The following is a 15,019-nucleotide window of genomic DNA, read 5'->3' on the forward strand; positions in this document are numbered from 1 at the left end:
GTAATATACTTCATTTGAAATAACTCAAATAAAAGTAATAACCGCAGGCATTATAACAGCAAAATTTATTGGCACAGGAACCCGAGAACAATGAAGCAAAACCATTTTAATCAGTGGACAAGACAAAACCTTATCCATTACCCCCTATTTTGTCTGTTGTTTTTACTGAACAGCGCGGCCTGGGGTGGTCTTGTTGAAAACCCGGGATTTGAAACCGCAACAGATATCGCGCCCTGGTTTGTATTTGGTGGCAGCGCAGATTTATCAGTGGATAGGGAAAACCAACACAGTGGCAGCTATAGTCTGCGGGTGGAAAACCGGCAAGATAACTATGTCGGCCCGGCACAGGATTTATTGGGGAAACTCGAAACCGGTGTGAACTATACGATATCCGCCTGGGTAAAATTAAAAACAGCGCAGGAAGCACCGCCTTATTTTAAACTCAATATTAAACGTGAGGATAATCGCGGTAAGCAGTATATTGAAGTTGATAGAATGCTGATTCAGCACACAGGCTGGATCAAATTATCCGGCCCGTTTCAGCTTGATAGTCAGGATAACTTAAAAGCTTTAAGCTTATATATCAGTAACGAGGATGCATCTATTGATTTTTATGTAGATGATATAGCCATTGAAGCACCACCGGCTTATGTGCCTACAACAGCAACCGCCACGGATATAGTTCGTGTACAGGGCCGGGATCTGGTGATTGGCAATTCTGCACAAAAAATACAACTACTGGGTATTAATTTCACAGCTTATAGCGATGATCTCAAAGACTCGGCTGATGTTGTGTTTAAATCAAAAAATTATGAGGAAATTGATTATCAGCGCGTTGCAGACATGGGTATGAATGTCGTGCGTCTGAACATGTATTACAAAGTATTTGAAGATGATGACAAGCCGTTTCAATATAAACAGGAAGGCTGGGAGTGGCTGGAGAAAAATATTGTCTGGGCGCGTAAATATGGTCTGGGTCTTATTCTCGATATGCACGCCCCGCAAGGCGGCTATCAAAGCTGGGGTTATAACGGGCCATTTTGGAAAAAAACCAGCTACCAGCAAAGGCTGACCGCATTATGGGTTGCAATTGCTGCCCGCTATCGCCTGGAGCCTACCATTGTTGCTTATGATCTGATTAATGAACCTGCACCAAAAAAGATGGCGCAATGGCAAAGCTATGCCACGCAACTCATTGCTGCAATTCGTGAAGTTGATCCTTACCATGCCATGATCATTGAAGAATCTTTTAGTGACGATGGCGAACCTTTTGTGCTTGATGATAATAATCTGATTTATGATTTTCACCTTTATGAAACCTGGGCCTATGTCAATCAGCTTTTATATCATCAAGGTCGGGGGGATGGTGGCACTTATCCCGATCCCGGCATTAGCGCATTCCCTTATCATTCACGACAACAAGACGGCGATTGGGTCGGCAATGCTTCAATTCCGACAGGTAACAGCGACTGGACTTATTACGAAGGGCAACTACACCCGATCAGCAGCGAACGTATTTTTGCAGCAACCCCGGTTTTTATTTCAGAAAAAAATAGTGGCAAAGCCTATTTTGATGAATTTGTGGTGCATGAATATGACAGTGATAAACGTTATGTACGCCAGGTGATTCACGCGGAAATTGAACCCAAACCGTTTGATTGGTATTTTTTAACCAGCTTAAATCCCTTTCTCAGTTATGCAGAAGAATGGAAAAGTCGTAAACTCAGTGGCAGCGGTAAGCGCAGTGTTGAAACAGAGGCCAGAGTGGGTGAAAAATCCATTGCTATCAGTAACGCCAGTGGCGTGTATCTGTTGCGTAATGAAAAAATGATGTTTCCGGTTAAAAATGGTCATTTTTATCAAATCAGTGGCTGGATGAAAGGTGAAAAAATTCAGGGTCAGGGCGCAAAGCTGGGCTTTGAATTTAAGGTGCTTAAAGATGGCGTAGAGCGTTCACCTTTCACCAAACAGCATCTGGAAGAAACTTTGTTAAACGCGGGATTAAGCTTTTACCGTGAACATAATGTGCCGGTTAATGTGGGAGAATTTGGTATTTCCGTGAATGCCTTTACCGCAGAGCGTGGCGGCATCCGGCAACTCAATGACTGGCTTGATTTATTTCAACAATATGGTGTACATGCCCAATATTATCGCTATCATGGGGTTAATTATGGTTTACACAGCAATGTCATTGGTTTTCCGACAAAAGAAACCGGCAATCAGGATGTAATTGATTTTCTCACCCAGAAATTATCTGGGCAGGAACCGGTCATTCTTCCTGCGCCGCCAGCAGGTAGTCTGCCCGCCCCAAGTGGTGCGCCGGAAAATACACCGCAAATTCCTGGTCAGGATATACTATCTACGGAACCGGAGGACTTGATTCCAACGCCACCTGATACAGAGCCAGCAGAGAGAAATGTCTCAGACGCAACCCCGATTTTTTCAGAAACCTGCATGGCAGCTTATACCAGTCATGCCAATGGTGCGACCTTAAGCATTCCCTGTGTTGCCGTTGCCGAACAGGTTTATCAGGTGGTTCTCCAGGAAAGTTTCTCCCCTTTTATTTTTTTGCTGGATTTGCTACAGATTAATGATGTCACTGCCAGTATATCCAACACCGATCCCTGTTTAGGACGCTATTTTGCAGACTCCAGTTTATATCTGCCGTGTGTTCGGCAAAATAACACCCAGTTAATATGGGAGGCTTATTTTGCTCATCTGATTCCAAGTGCTTTGTTCTGGATTAATCTTGAACAACTGACGTTACGGTGATAGAAATAGCTAGCTTATCCGTTTTATTAACTTTTTTATAAACCATTGATTTTCAGGCTTTACCCTATGCATTTAACCAACGCACAAACCCGCCATTTACGTGGGCTTGCTCACCACCTTAAACCGGTTTTACAAATCGGTGACAAAGGTATCACCCCTGCGCTGCTCAACGAGCTGGATCAGGTGCTCAATGATCATGAATTAATTAAGGTATCCATTGCCGGTGCGGATCGTGAAACCCGTCGTGAACTCACCCAGGAATTATGCCAGCAAGCGCAGTGCCAGTTGGTACAAATTATTGGTCGTATCAGCGTGCTTTATCGCCGCGCTAATCCTCCAGCGATTTTATTGCCTTAGAAACTGTTGCTAACGCTGGATTTAAGTGTTTTTTGGAGAAAAAACTTGAGATGGACAGGGAGGGTAAATTGAAAACTTACCCTCCTTGTGAGTCATAAAACAGGGCAGTTTACAAGCCAATCATGGTTGCTTTAACGCTGTGACTTTGCACACAGTCTAAAATATCATGGCCTTTAAGTTTATCGCGATTAAAGTCAACTAATACCAAATGCGCGTTATCAGTCTGAAACCTTACAGAAACCACGCCATCTAGTGCCCGCAGACTATTTTCAATATTGGCTTGCGTTTCCAGATCGACTGGGTTGATGATATGCACGTTAACATCAGCTAAGTTAATGTCCATGAGAAACCTCCTTATACCTTTGATCTTTATGATGGTATATTAAGAATATGAAAAAAATCCTGCACCCATTGCGCAAGTTATTTAATTCCCATTCCTAAGCTTTTATATTTTTTTATATAAACGGTGACCAAGCCGCTTACTGATAAACCTGACAAAACAGCTTTAGCAACACCTTTGATGAATAACTCAGGGTTTTATCATTCAGTACCCAGCCACTATTCTAGAGTGTAGTTTATAATTCAGAATTTTTCCTGGGGTCGCTTGGCTTTTCTTAACGCCAGCATTATAATTGCTGCGGCAATGTACTGATATGTTGCCGTATCACACTTTAATAGAATGACTATTTGCTCTAAATGAATAAAAAGTTTCTCTCAATCCTGCTGCCCCTTGTTATGATTTTCTGAATCTGACAGCGTTCGAGTACCCACAATGCAAATTTCCAGTATCTTAACGCCAGGGCGGATGGCTCATTGTCCGCAAGTTGGCAGTAAACGGCGTATTTTTGAAAAGCTGGCAGACTTATTGGCACAGGATCAACCCTTGCTAGAGCAAGAGGAGATTTATAACCGCCTGCTGGAACGGGAACGCCTTGGCAGTACGGGGCTGGGCAAAGGTATTGCAATACCCCATGCACGAATATCAGAATTGACGCATACTTCGGGGGCTTTCATTCAATTACAGCAAGGCGTGGACTTTAATGCCCTTGATGAGGAACCTGTCGATATTGTATTTGCTTTATTAGTACCCGATCTTACAGAAGCAGAGCAAGCTGGACATCTGCAAACTTTAGCAAATCTGGTTGCCATGCTCAGCGATCAACGGCTTTGTCAACAGTTGCGTAAACCAGAGCTGGAATTAAGCGAGAAATACCGCTTAATGGAACAATGGCACAAATCCACCGCAGTCAACACATGAATACTCCCCCCGAACCTTTAGCCGAAACCAGTCAAGAGACAGCGCCTGCACCAAATCCTGATAACGCTGCTGCAACATTAGCGCAATTACAGATCACTATCGAGGCGGCATTAATGGCAGCAGGGCGGGCGCTGACGCCGGATCAAATTTGTAATTTATTCCTCACGGTGCATGATGATGAAGCCTTAGCCATTAAAGAACGTAAAGCTTTACGCAAACCCGTGCGCCAAGCTTTGAGCGCATTACAAGACAGTTATGAAAACCGTGGCGTGGAACTCATTGAAGTCGCCAGTGGTTATCGCTTTCAGGTTAAGCAAAATATTGCGCCACAAATTGCCCATCTGTGGGCTGAACGCCCCTCGCGTTATTCCCGTGCCTTATTAGAAACCCTGGCAATTATTGTATATCGTCAACCGATTACACGCGGTGATATTGAAAAAATTCGTGGCGTGAGCGTCAGTTCAGAAATTATTCGAAAGCTGCTGGATTATGAATGGATACGTGTTGCCGGGTATCGCAAAACACCGGGAAAACCACGTTTATATGCCAGTACGCCAGTATTTTTAGACCATTTCAGCTTAAAAGATTTGCAAGACCTGCCAGCATTGGCAGAATTGCAAGACAACGCACTGGAAGAAGAACGCCAATTGCGTTTGGAAGAAGCGCCCGCGCCAGAACCTGAACAAGAGTCGGCGGATAAGGTAAAACAAAAATCAGTGGCAACTGCAAGCAGCGAAACACTGCAAGGGGATTTATTTGCAGAGAATACACATTTGGAAACCCCGAAAACCCAAGAAACCCAAGAAACCCCAGAAACCCCAGAAACCCCAGAAGGTTCAGAAGGTTCAGAAGGTTCAGAAGGTTCAGAAGGTTCAGAAGGTTCAGAAGGTTCAGAAGGTTCAGAAGGTTCAGAAGGTTCAGAAGGTTCAGAAGGTTCTGCGAACTCAGCACATTCAGAAAATACCCCCTAATGGATACTGAAGCCCCTATTTTTCCCTGGCATGATAAGCTTTGGCTGCAACTGCTCAACAGTTTCCAACAGCACCGCCTGTCTCATGCCACGCTGTTAGCCGGAACGCAAGGTATGGGAAAATTACATTTTGCACAGCGTCTGGCGCATTTAGTGTTATGCAAAAACCCTGATGTTCATGGCAAAGCTTGCGGGGTATGCAAATCCTGCTTGCTGTTAGCTGCACAGACGCACCCGGATTTGCATATTGTGCAGCCGGAAACAGGTAAAAAAATCATTCGCATTGACGATATCCGGGCCTTATTACCCAAGGTGGCGTTAACCCCAAAATATCATCGTTCCCATGTGGTGATTGTGTACTTAGCGGAACAAATGAATGACAATGCCGCTAACAGTTTATTAAAACTACTGGAAGAACCCCCACCGCATACACTGTTAATATTAATCAGTCATCAAACTGCGCAATTGTTACCGACCTTGCGCAGTCGCTGCCAACACATGGATTTCAGCCAGCCACCCGTTGCAGTCTGCCAAGCCTGGTTGCAAACACAACTGCAAGCACAAAACAAACAACTGGATATGCCGGTAAATTGCTTATTAACGCTCTCTGCTAACGCACCATTATCCGCTTTGCTTTTGCTTGACAAACTGCCACAGCGTGATGCCGTATTTCAGGCTTTAATGGCGTTAAAGCAAGAAAAACAAGATCCGATTAATACCGCAATCCACTGGCTGGAAACCGCGCCAGATGACAGTATATTATGGTTGACAGACTGGCTTATGGATATGATTCGCTGGCGCAGTGGTGGTTTTACTGCTTCAAGTCAGGCGCAATGGCATAATCAGGATAAGGTCGATGCATTACAACAACTGGCAGATAGCTATGCCTTGAGTGATTTATTTCAATTATTGGATTTGCATTTACAAAATTACCAGCAACTGAAATATAGCAATGTCCGCCCACAAGGATTGATGCAGGAACTGGCCTTGGCCTGGGTTGGTATCATGCCAGCGTGAAAGTTAAAAAACCTATCGTAGCAACTTGTAAATCTCAAGCAAGCCGTTAAACTTGTACATTATTAAGTACAGGTTATTTGGAGGCAATTATGCGCATTGTATCTTTTACTGAGGCAAGAAATGGTTTGAAATCCGTGCTGGACGGTGTTGTGAATGATGCTGACTGTACCGTGATTACCCGGAGAGACACAGAAGATGCTGTAGTGATGTCTATGGCCTATTATAATAGCTTGATAGAAACAGTTCATTTATTAAAGTCACCAGCAAATGCCGCGCATCTGGAGAAATCTATAGCACAATTTAACGCAGGCAAGGTGGTGCAACGAGATATTATTGATGAATAGGTTATTGTCCTGGACGGATGATGCCTGGAGTGATTATATTTATTGGCAAGGTCAGGATAAAAAAATATTAAGACGTATCAATAAATTAATTACTGATGTAAAACGCTCACCTTTTGATGGCATAGGTAAACCTGAGATACTCAAAGAAAATTTATCGGGCTTTTGGTCGCGGCGTATTGATGAAACAAATCGGTTGGTTTATGCCGTAGATGACGTGAATATTACCATTATCTCTTGTCGTTACCATTATTAAAAATTATTAGAAATAAAAATTTTATAATCCCGGATACTCATGTCAGCACAACAAATAGCGCCCGATTCAGCAAATGAAGCCTCCTCGGAAAATATCTCATTAGCATCTCCTTCAAGCAAGCAGGAAATCCAGGAAGTAGCCGATAGTATATCAACAGAACCCGTACAGGAAGTTCTGGCACTGGTTGAAGGTGAAGCAATCACAGAATTACCAGGGGATTTATACATTCCCCCCGATGCTTTGCAGATTTTTCTGGAAACATTTGAAGGCCCGCTGGATTTATTGTTATACCTGATTCAACGTCAGGATCTGGACATCCTGAATATCCCGGTTACAAAAATTACCCAACAGTATTTGCAATATATAAAACTCATGCGAGAGTTAGAGCTGAATCTGGCGGGTGAGTATCTGGTCATGGCGGCCTTGTTGCTGGAAATTAAATCCCGGTTGTTATTGCCAAGGGATGAAGAAGAGGATGGGGAAGAAGAAGCCGATCCCCGTAAACAACTGGTACAACAATTACAGGAATATGCGCGTTTTAAAAAAGCGGCAGAGGATATTGGGCAATTACCGGCAATGGGGGTGGATACTTTTTTACTGGATGTGGAGATGCCGCCCATTCCACAAACTAAAAAGCCCCCTAAAATTCCACTGGAGGCACTACTGCAAGCCATGCAGGATGTGTTATTGCGCATAGAAATGCACAGTGCGCATCAAATCTCCCGTGAACCGCTATCCGTGCGGGAGCGCATGACCCAGTTGCTGGAATTATTAAGCCAACACCCGGAACTGGATTTTCAGTTACTGTTTAATACCGAGGAAGGGCGTGCGGGTGTGGTTGTGGCGTTTTTAGCTTCACTTGAACTGGTCAAGGAGAAATTGGTAAACATTCGTCAGGAATATGCTTTCGGGCCAATTCAATTGGTGGAAAAACTCGAAATGGAAGTCGCAATGGAAGCAATGGAAGCAGGGGAAGCAGGGGAAGCAGGGGAAAATACAGCTATCGATACTTAGTACAATACTTACTTATACAAGTATCTCACACTTGTCTCTCCAGTCTTTTCTTGTATCTCAAATAAACATTCACAATATTCCTGATTTTCTTCAACGGGTGAGGGATCATCGGCGCAATTGCACCCGGCAATGACACCGCTATAAAAAATACCCACCTGGGCTAAAATAATGCCCTCAGCTTCAGAGACTTTGAGTATCATTGCCTGTACTGGCGTGTCTGTCACATAACTGCTGTGCGCTAAACCTTGTTGCAGTGGTAATTGCGCAATGCCTAATTGTTCAATTTCCTGTTTAAGTACGGCTGCAAATCCTGCTGTTCCCCATGCTATAGCGGCTTCTTTTAAGTTAGTCATATCCAATGTATTAATCTGAAGTTGATTAGAAAAGCCCTATTTTACCGTGTTAAACTATTGCGATAAAACTTAACTTTAACCTGAACCCAGGGAGAACCCGATGGAAGCCTATGAACAGATTATCAGTGTCCTTGCGTTAACGATGGGGGCATCCTGGGCCAGTGGCATTAATCTATATGCAACATTAGCCGTTTTGGGATTAAGCGCACAAGCTGGCGGGGTCGAGTTGCCGCCTGATTTGCAGGTCTTAGAAAGCCCGATGGTAATTGGTGCAGCATTATTAATGTACGCAGTGGAATTTGTGGCGGATAAAATTCCGGGTGTCGATTCCGCATGGGACAGTCTTCACACCTTTATTCGCATTCCTGCCGGTGCCATGCTGGCAGCAGGTGCTGTTGGCGAAGTCGGGCCAATCATGGAAGTAGCCGCTGCAATTCTGGGCGGCGGCATGGCAACTGCAACTCATGCCACTAAAGCGGGCAGTCGAGCAGTCATTAATACCTCGCCAGAGCCGTTTTCCAATTGGACAGCTTCTGTGGGTGAGGATATAGCGGTCGTTGGCGGCTTATGGACGGCTTTACACAATCCGGTATGGTTTCTGATTTTTCTGGCAGTCTTTATTTTATTAATGGTGTGGCTGTTGCCAAAAATCTGGTCAGCAATTAAAGGTATTTTTAGTTTCCTTGGCAGGCTACTGGGGGGCAAAAGTGCACCTGAACCTGAACAGAAAACAGACACATCTGTCAATCTTAATGATGATAAGCTGGCACAACTGGAAAAATTGAAGTCGCTACTGGATTCTGGTGCTTTGACCGAAAAAGAATTTACTGAGCAAAAACGTAAGTTATTGGATAATTAATCGGAGTTAAATATAAGGTTTTTTATCTAAAAATGCCAAAATAAACCATATACTATCAATAACTTAGCGTAAAGTAAAAGCGACTTTTAATGCGATGAGTGACGCTTGAGCTTACGTGGAATTTGGATTAATTAATATGAAAAATTTAGGCTGGCTCCTGTTATTATTGCCGCTGCTGGCAACAGCAGAAGGCATACGCATGGAAATTAACACAGTGCGTAATGGTTATGATTATCGCAGTTTTCCAACGCATAAACCGGGTAAGTGTCTCAAGGTCTGTCAACGTGAAAAGCAGTGTAAAGCGTTTAGTTATATTCTTGATCAACAGCGCTGTTACCTGAAATCAAGCGTGCCAAATGCCTCACGCGATCATAATGCTGTTTCCGGGGTAAAGCCAAAACGCAGCAGAGACAAGCATCGTGATAAGCACCCACCGAAACGAAATCGACCTGATAAACACCGACCAGATAGAAATAAACCCGGCTGGGATAAGCCCGATCAGAGAAAACCGGATTGGGGGCAGCCCTATCGTGGCAGACCTGATAAACACCGGAAACCTCATAAAAAGCAACGCATGTTTATTGAATACGATACGGATCGTTATGGTAATGATTATCGCAGTGATCACCGTCGTTCTACCCGTGCCTGCGCAAATTGGTGCCAACGGGAAGCAAGGTGCCGTGCTTTCAGCTTTTTAAAAACCAGCAAACGTTGCCATCTAAAAGATGGGGTTCCTCGCGCCAGTTTTAACCGGGATGTTGATTCCGGTATTAAAAAAGAACGACGTAGAGGCAGAGGCAGAGGCAGGCATCGTAACACTGACAAATATCGGGACAGACCATCCAATGCTTATGAGCAACCGGATGCGCCACCTTATCAGGGTGGCTTTCGCAGGCTACCGTAAACATCCAGGCAAAAATCATGAAAACTGACTTTTATACTTGCTTGGAACCATTAAGCCAATGCTTATTAAGTAAAAACTGGTTACTGACTACTGCTGAATCCTGTACCGGGGGCTGGGTTGCTCAAGCCGTCACTGCGCTTGCAGGCAGTTCCAACTGGTTTGATCGGGGTTTTGTCACCTATTCCAATGCTGCAAAACAGGAAATGCTGGGGGTTGCAGCCAATACGATTGCAACTCAGGGCGCGGTAAGCGAGGCAACTGTGCGCGCGATGGTACAAGGTGCCTTAAAACACAGCCATGCCCAAGTTGCAATCGCTATCAGCGGTATTGCCGGCCCTGGCGGTGGCTCCGTGGATAAACCCGTGGGTACAGTCTGGCTGGCTTGGAAAACGCCTGAGCAGGAACTCGCCAAATGTTTTGTTTTTGCCGGTGATCGCCTTGCAGTGCGACATCAGGCCGTTACCATGGCTTTGCAACAGTTATTGGAGTTGTTGGAATCATGAGCCTGTTAATGGATGCGCTGAAAAAAGCAGAAAAAGATCATGAAGGCGTACCGGAAAGCCAAAATATTGAGTTGGATCATGAAGATACTGTGCCTGAGCTGGAGCACGCAGCAGACGAACACAAGCCCACATCAGATAATGAGCAGGCCAAGATACAAGCCGAAAGCATCAGTGACAATGAAGTAGATAAAGCGCTGGAACACCATTATGCCTATGGATGGGTGGATGGTGTTTTAAAAATGGAGGAAGAGGACGGCGTAGATAATCAGCCAAATACAACCACAACGCCGCCGCTATCATCTACGGAAAACCCACAGCAAACAGCCACACCTATCTGGTCTCATGAACTGGCTGAAGATGAAGTGTTAGAATGGGATTCCAGTATAGATAGCAGTGCAAATGATGTGCAAGATAATGTAAAACTCAATGCTGAAGCAACGCAGCAAGAAGCGACAGTTAGTACACCAGAAAATAGAGCCAGGTTAGAGGAAGCCAGATCAGATAAGGTATTAGAAAAACCAGGGATACAAAAAAAGCGTTCAGCAACGCCTACACTGGAATGGCTGGATGAAGAAGGCCCCGAAGGATTGACAGGCCGCAGCGCAATAGATAGTGTGCAATGGCTGGATGAAACGGATAAAGAAGATATCACTTCAACTTATCCCAGTCCCGAAACCCAGCCCCAGCAACAAGCCGCAGCAGTAAAAATTTTTTCTGCGGGCAAGCGGGTGAACAATGGTATGCATCGCGGCATTATCTGGTCTTTAGTTGCGCTGGGGGTATTATTATTTGCAGCTGGCGCAGCTTATTATTTTTATCAGGCCTTTAAAGATTTATCTGCCACGCATTTTGTTAATGGCCCTCAATCAGGTGCCAAACCTGCTTTCACTAAATTTGCAGAAAAAATACAATCCCTGAAAAGCCATCAAACAGATAGTAAAACTTTAAGTTCAGAGCAAGCAACTGCAACAGCAGAAAAAACTGAAAAACACCTAAAGCCTGCGACAACAACAACCGAGCATCCTGAAGTTGCGCAATTAAAACCAGCACTGACAGAAAAACCGGTCACTAAAAAAACTGAACCTGTCCAACAGCCAAAATCTTTACCGCCCCCTGCAAGACCGTCAAAAGCTTTAAGCCCTTTTTTAGCACTGAAAAAAACACCAAATCTATCTGAAAAGCCACTATCGCCTAAGCTTTCTACGATGCCGTTCAATACCCAGGCCGGGATACAGGATAGCGAGGAAGCAATACCAACCCCACCTTTATTGGAGGCACTGAGCAAAGCAGACTTGGATGCCTTATCCAAAAAGGGGTTTGTGGTACAGCGTGCACCTAAAAATAAGCGCCTGCAAGCGCGTCTGCAACAAGCCTGGCAGCAATACCAATTAAAAAACTACCAACAAGCCTGGAATCTCTGGCAACAGGTATTAGCATTTGCACCCAACAACCGGGATGCTTTATTAGGCGCGGCAAATTCAGCATTACAGCTCAACCAGCAGCAACAGGCGCAGCAGTATTATCAACGGGTATTAAAATATTATCCCGATGATGCAATTGCGGAAGCGGGTCTTGCGCGTTTATTAAAATCGTTGCCAATTCAGAGCCGGGAACGCCGCCTGCGTCAGCAATTACAGAAACAGCCCGATGCTGCGACCATACATTTTGAATTAGGTAACTTATATCACCAGCAGGGGGATTGGTCAAAAGCGCAGCAAGCCTATTTTGATGCCTGGCGCTATGATAAACAGCAGGCAGATTATGCGTATAATCTTGCAGTCAGCCTGGATCACTTAAAGCAGACACGTACTGCACTGGATTATTATTACAAAGCCTTAAATTTAATTAAAACAAAGCCACTCAACGCCACTTTTGAACCGCAAAGGGTTCAAAAACGAATTCAAACCCTGGAAAAGCAAATACATGGAAATTGATAACAACTTAAACCCTTTAGATCATGCAGTGATTGCTGTTGTTGATGACAACCTGACTAACTTAAACTTATTACGCAGCATATTGGAATTTAGTGAATGCGTTGTGCATAGTTTTGTTGATGGCAACAGTTTTTTACAAGCCATGCCTAATCTGCAACCCGATTTGGTGTTATTAGATATCATGTTGCCGGACATTTCAGGTTATACCTTGTGCGAACGATTAAAAACAGATGTCAATACGATGAATATCCCTATCATCATGATCAGTGCGCTTAATGAGGTTGATGACAAGTTAAAAGCCTTTTCAATGGGTGCTGTTGATTACATCAGTAAACCTTTTTATGATCAGGAAGTGCTAGCGCGTGTGGCAACCCATTTAAAATTACGTGCACTGCAACAACGCATGAGTAAAGAAGTTGAAGAGCGTAAAGCAGCACAGCAAAGCTTACAGGAAACCCACGATGTATTAGAAACACGCGTTGCAGAACGTACTGAAGAGCTGAATGAGCTGAATAATGCTTTAAGCAAGACACTAAATTTTAAAGAAGAATTTTTATCACTAATGAGCCATGAGTTGCACACCCCGCTCAATGCCATTTTTGGTCTGGCAGAAGCACTGCAAGATGGTATCTATGGCGAGGTAACACCCTTACAGCAGCAACGCTTGATAATGATTCAAAAAAGTGGAAAACAGCTTTTACAATTAATTGATACCATTTTAAACTTTTCCAAACTCAGTAAAACACAACTGAACCTGCAACATGCCATTGACCTGGAAAAAATATTTTCAGATAGCTTGGCGGGTGTTGCACAAGATGCTGAGCAAAAACACTTAGTCGTAAAGCAACAATTTAATGCTTTGACACAATCCCGTGTCTATCTCGATGCGCCACGTTTACAACAGATTGTCGATAAATTACTCAGTAACGCCATAAAATTCACACCAGAAGGCGGAGAAATTGGATTAGAGGCTTCTTTACTCAGTGCGGAACGGCAGTTGTTATTGACGGTATGGGACACTGGCATTGGCATCAAGCAGGAAGATCAGGAAAAAGTTTTTCAACCTTTTTTACAACTGGATCACAGTCTGGCAAGACAATATGAAGGGCTTGGCCTGGGTCTGGCGCTGGTTTCCAACCTGGTTAAGTTACATGGCGGCAGCGTGGAATTAAACAGCAAAGCTGGAGCAGGGAGCCGCTTTAGTATTTATTTACCCTATTAAGGAGTGAGAATTTTATAACTTCAGCAACTTGGCTGGTCTTTTTCTCCATTTTCTGCGTTATGAAAACAGTTACATAGCTTGCTATGCGCCTGTTTTCACGCCTTGAAAATGAATAAAAATCCTGTGCCCAGTTCCTGCACTTATTTCATCCTCACTCCTAAGGTATAAGCTCAGTCAGTACTAAAGATGCTGAAAGCTGCTTCTACCTCACGTTTTACCCTCATTCCATAGCATTTTATGTTATCCTGCTGGGTTCTTTAATAATTTTAGCGAGTTTCTTTCATGTCAGCTTTAGTCTGTGGTTCTTTTGCATTTGATACCATCATGGTATTTGAAGATAAATTTGCCAATCATATCCTGCCGGAAAAAGTACATATTCTGAATGTTTCTTTTATGGTGCCCAGTATGCGCCGCGAATTTGGCGGTTGTGCGGGTAATATTGCCTATACCCTGAATATGTTGGGTGGCGATGTCATTCCTATGGGGACGGTGGGTAAAGATTTTGGCGCTTACGGACAGTGGATGGACGAATGCAGTATTGATCGCTCCTTTGTCATAGAAATTGACAATACGTATACAGCCCAGGCTTTTATTACCACTGACATGGCGGATAACCAAATCACCGCATTTCATCCGGGTGCGATGAATTTTTCACATCAGAACCGTGTTAATCAGATTTCTGGCGTATCAATGGGCATGGTCTCACCTGATGGGCGTGATGGTATGATTGAACATGCCGCACAATTTGCACAGGCCGATATTCCTTTTTTCTTTGATCCCGGCCAGGGTATGCCGATGTTTGATGGTGAAGATCTCAAACGTTTCGTTGAACAGGCAAGCTGGGTCATCGTTAATGATTATGAATTTCAATTACTCAGTGAACGCACTGGCTGGTCAGCCGAAATAATTGCTGCTAAGCTTGAAGCACTGATTGTGACACGGGGTAGTGAAGGTTCCATTATTTACGCCAATAATCAAGAAATTGAGATTCCATCTGCACCCGTTACTAAAATTAATGATCCAACCGGATGTGGCGATGCTTACCGTGGTGGTTTATTATATGGTTTGCAACGAAATCTGGACTGGGCAACAACCGGGCGTATTGCCGCTTTATGTGGTGCCATTAAAATCGAACAACACGGTACCCAAAACCACCAATTTACCCTGGAAGAATTTCATGCTCGCTTTCAACAGGCATTTCAGTATGATTTTTAAGCCTGATTTAAAACAGGTTTGCAGATTAAATATCTAAATATAAT

General features: G+C 43.9%; 16 protein-coding genes. 14 read left to right on the forward strand and 2 right to left on the reverse strand.

Annotated elements, in window-relative coordinates:
• The first annotated feature begins 90 nt into the window (after positions 1-90).
• Positions 91-2,772, forward strand: a complete 2,682-nt coding sequence (locus QUF61_RS03070) for a cellulase family glycosylhydrolase (RefSeq protein ID WP_289680397.1) — start codon at positions 91-93, stop codon at positions 2,770-2,772.
• Positions 2,773-2,838: 66 nt separating this feature from the next.
• Positions 2,839-3,129, forward strand: coding sequence for a ribosome assembly RNA-binding protein YhbY (gene yhbY / locus QUF61_RS03075; protein WP_103920487.1), 291 nt, complete (start codon positions 2,839-2,841; stop codon positions 3,127-3,129).
• 109 nt (positions 3,130-3,238) lie between these two features.
• On the opposite strand, the gene QUF61_RS03080 is transcribed toward yhbY, so the two are convergent.
• Positions 3,239-3,472 (reverse strand): ATP-binding protein, encoded by a 234-nt coding sequence (locus QUF61_RS03080; protein ID WP_103920486.1) that lies wholly within the window; start codon positions 3,470-3,472, stop codon positions 3,239-3,241.
• Positions 3,473-3,901: 429 nt separating this feature from the next.
• Here QUF61_RS03080 and QUF61_RS03085 point away from each other — a divergent pair, with 429 nt between their 5' ends.
• From QUF61_RS03085 to QUF61_RS03110, 6 genes are all read left to right on the forward strand, one after another.
• Positions 3,902-4,387 carry a PTS sugar transporter subunit IIA gene (locus QUF61_RS03085; RefSeq protein WP_103920485.1) on the forward strand — a complete coding sequence of 162 codons (486 nt, stop codon included), beginning with the start codon at positions 3,902-3,904 and terminating at the stop codon, positions 4,385-4,387.
• Positions 4,384-5,358 (forward strand): SMC-Scp complex subunit ScpB, encoded by a 975-nt coding sequence (scpB, locus tag QUF61_RS03090; RefSeq protein ID WP_289680400.1) that lies wholly within the window; start codon positions 4,384-4,386, stop codon positions 5,356-5,358. The genes QUF61_RS03085 and scpB overlap by 4 nt, the downstream gene beginning before the upstream one ends.
• Positions 5,358-6,374, forward strand: a complete 1,017-nt coding sequence (holB, locus tag QUF61_RS03095) for a DNA polymerase III subunit delta' (RefSeq protein WP_289680402.1) — start codon at positions 5,358-5,360, stop codon at positions 6,372-6,374. Before scpB ends, holB begins: the two co-directional genes overlap by 1 nt.
• A gap of 89 nt (positions 6,375-6,463) precedes the next feature.
• A complete protein-coding gene (locus QUF61_RS03100; RefSeq protein ID WP_289680403.1) occupies positions 6,464-6,718 on the forward strand; it encodes a type II toxin-antitoxin system Phd/YefM family antitoxin in 255 nt (84 codons plus the stop codon).
• Positions 6,711-6,971 (forward strand): Txe/YoeB family addiction module toxin, encoded by a 261-nt coding sequence (locus tag QUF61_RS03105; RefSeq protein WP_103920481.1) that lies wholly within the window; start codon positions 6,711-6,713, stop codon positions 6,969-6,971. The genes QUF61_RS03100 and QUF61_RS03105 overlap by 8 nt, the downstream gene beginning before the upstream one ends.
• 39 nt (positions 6,972-7,010) lie before the next feature.
• Positions 7,011-7,985 carry a segregation and condensation protein A gene (locus tag QUF61_RS03110; RefSeq protein WP_289680404.1) on the forward strand — a complete coding sequence of 325 codons (975 nt, stop codon included), beginning with the start codon at positions 7,011-7,013 and terminating at the stop codon, positions 7,983-7,985.
• 8 nt (positions 7,986-7,993) lie between these two features.
• Here QUF61_RS03110 and QUF61_RS03115 read toward each other — a convergent pair whose 3' ends face one another.
• Entirely contained in the window at positions 7,994-8,338 is a 345-nt protein-coding gene (locus tag QUF61_RS03115) for a hypothetical protein (RefSeq protein ID WP_289680405.1), read from the reverse strand.
• Between the two features lie 100 nt (positions 8,339-8,438).
• On the opposite strand from QUF61_RS03115, the gene QUF61_RS03120 reads away from it, so the two are divergent.
• The 6 genes from QUF61_RS03120 (at position 8,439) to QUF61_RS03145 (ending at position 14,975) form a co-directional block, all read left to right on the forward strand.
• On the forward strand, positions 8,439-9,197 hold the full coding sequence (locus QUF61_RS03120; RefSeq protein WP_289680407.1) for a DUF4126 family protein: 759 nt from the start codon (positions 8,439-8,441) through the stop codon (positions 9,195-9,197).
• 136 nt (positions 9,198-9,333) lie between these two features.
• Positions 9,334-10,101 (forward strand): PAN domain-containing protein, encoded by a 768-nt coding sequence (locus tag QUF61_RS03125; protein WP_289680408.1) that lies wholly within the window; start codon positions 9,334-9,336, stop codon positions 10,099-10,101.
• Positions 10,102-10,118: 17 nt separating this feature from the next.
• Positions 10,119-10,604 carry a CinA family protein gene (locus QUF61_RS03130; RefSeq protein ID WP_103920476.1) on the forward strand — a complete coding sequence of 162 codons (486 nt, stop codon included), beginning with the start codon at positions 10,119-10,121 and terminating at the stop codon, positions 10,602-10,604.
• The gene (locus QUF61_RS03135; RefSeq protein WP_289680411.1) at positions 10,601-12,538 is read left to right on the forward strand and encodes a tetratricopeptide repeat protein; all 1,938 of its coding nucleotides are present in this window, start codon (positions 10,601-10,603) and stop codon (positions 12,536-12,538) included. Before QUF61_RS03130 ends, QUF61_RS03135 begins: the two co-directional genes overlap by 4 nt.
• Positions 12,528-13,760, forward strand: coding sequence for an ATP-binding response regulator (locus tag QUF61_RS03140; RefSeq protein WP_103920474.1), 1,233 nt, complete (start codon positions 12,528-12,530; stop codon positions 13,758-13,760). The genes QUF61_RS03135 and QUF61_RS03140 overlap by 11 nt, the downstream gene beginning before the upstream one ends.
• 282 nt (positions 13,761-14,042) lie before the next feature.
• Positions 14,043-14,975 carry a carbohydrate kinase family protein gene (locus tag QUF61_RS03145; protein ID WP_103920473.1) on the forward strand — a complete coding sequence of 311 codons (933 nt, stop codon included), beginning with the start codon at positions 14,043-14,045 and terminating at the stop codon, positions 14,973-14,975.
• The last annotated feature ends 44 nt before the right edge of the window (positions 14,976-15,019 follow it).

It is taken from the genome of Candidatus Venteria ishoeyi, assembly GCF_030378065.1.
Classification (GTDB): domain Bacteria; phylum Pseudomonadota; class Gammaproteobacteria; order Beggiatoales; family Beggiatoaceae; genus Venteria; species Venteria ishoeyi.

Bases quoted from the DNA above. Each gene is read 5' to 3' on its own strand.
- QUF61_RS03080 (WP_103920486.1), bottom strand. From the start codon at position 3,472: ATGGACATTAACTTAGCTGATGTTAACGTGCATATCATCAACCCAGTC.
- yhbY (WP_103920487.1), top strand. From the start codon at position 2,839: ATGCATTTAACCAACGCACAAACCCGCCATTTACGTGGGCTTGCTCAC.
- QUF61_RS03105 (WP_103920481.1), top strand. From the start codon at position 6,711: ATGAATAGGTTATTGTCCTGGACGGATGATGCCTGGAGTGATTATATT.
- holB (WP_289680402.1), top strand. From the start codon at position 5,358: ATGGATACTGAAGCCCCTATTTTTCCCTGGCATGATAAGCTTTGGCTG.
- QUF61_RS03085 (WP_103920485.1), top strand. From the start codon at position 3,902: ATGCAAATTTCCAGTATCTTAACGCCAGGGCGGATGGCTCATTGTCCG.
- QUF61_RS03100 (WP_289680403.1), top strand. From the start codon at position 6,464: ATGCGCATTGTATCTTTTACTGAGGCAAGAAATGGTTTGAAATCCGTG.
- QUF61_RS03125 (WP_289680408.1), top strand. From the start codon at position 9,334: ATGAAAAATTTAGGCTGGCTCCTGTTATTATTGCCGCTGCTGGCAACA.
- scpB (WP_289680400.1), top strand. From the start codon at position 4,384: ATGAATACTCCCCCCGAACCTTTAGCCGAAACCAGTCAAGAGACAGCG.
- QUF61_RS03145 (WP_103920473.1), top strand. From the start codon at position 14,043: ATGTCAGCTTTAGTCTGTGGTTCTTTTGCATTTGATACCATCATGGTA.
- QUF61_RS03130 (WP_103920476.1), top strand. From the start codon at position 10,119: ATGAAAACTGACTTTTATACTTGCTTGGAACCATTAAGCCAATGCTTA.
- QUF61_RS03120 (WP_289680407.1), top strand. From the start codon at position 8,439: ATGGAAGCCTATGAACAGATTATCAGTGTCCTTGCGTTAACGATGGGG.
- QUF61_RS03115 (WP_289680405.1), bottom strand. From the start codon at position 8,338: ATGACTAACTTAAAAGAAGCCGCTATAGCATGGGGAACAGCAGGATTT.
- QUF61_RS03070 (WP_289680397.1), top strand. From the start codon at position 91: ATGAAGCAAAACCATTTTAATCAGTGGACAAGACAAAACCTTATCCAT.
- QUF61_RS03140 (WP_103920474.1), top strand. From the start codon at position 12,528: ATGGAAATTGATAACAACTTAAACCCTTTAGATCATGCAGTGATTGCT.
- QUF61_RS03110 (WP_289680404.1), top strand. From the start codon at position 7,011: ATGTCAGCACAACAAATAGCGCCCGATTCAGCAAATGAAGCCTCCTCG.
- QUF61_RS03135 (WP_289680411.1), top strand. From the start codon at position 10,601: ATGAGCCTGTTAATGGATGCGCTGAAAAAAGCAGAAAAAGATCATGAA.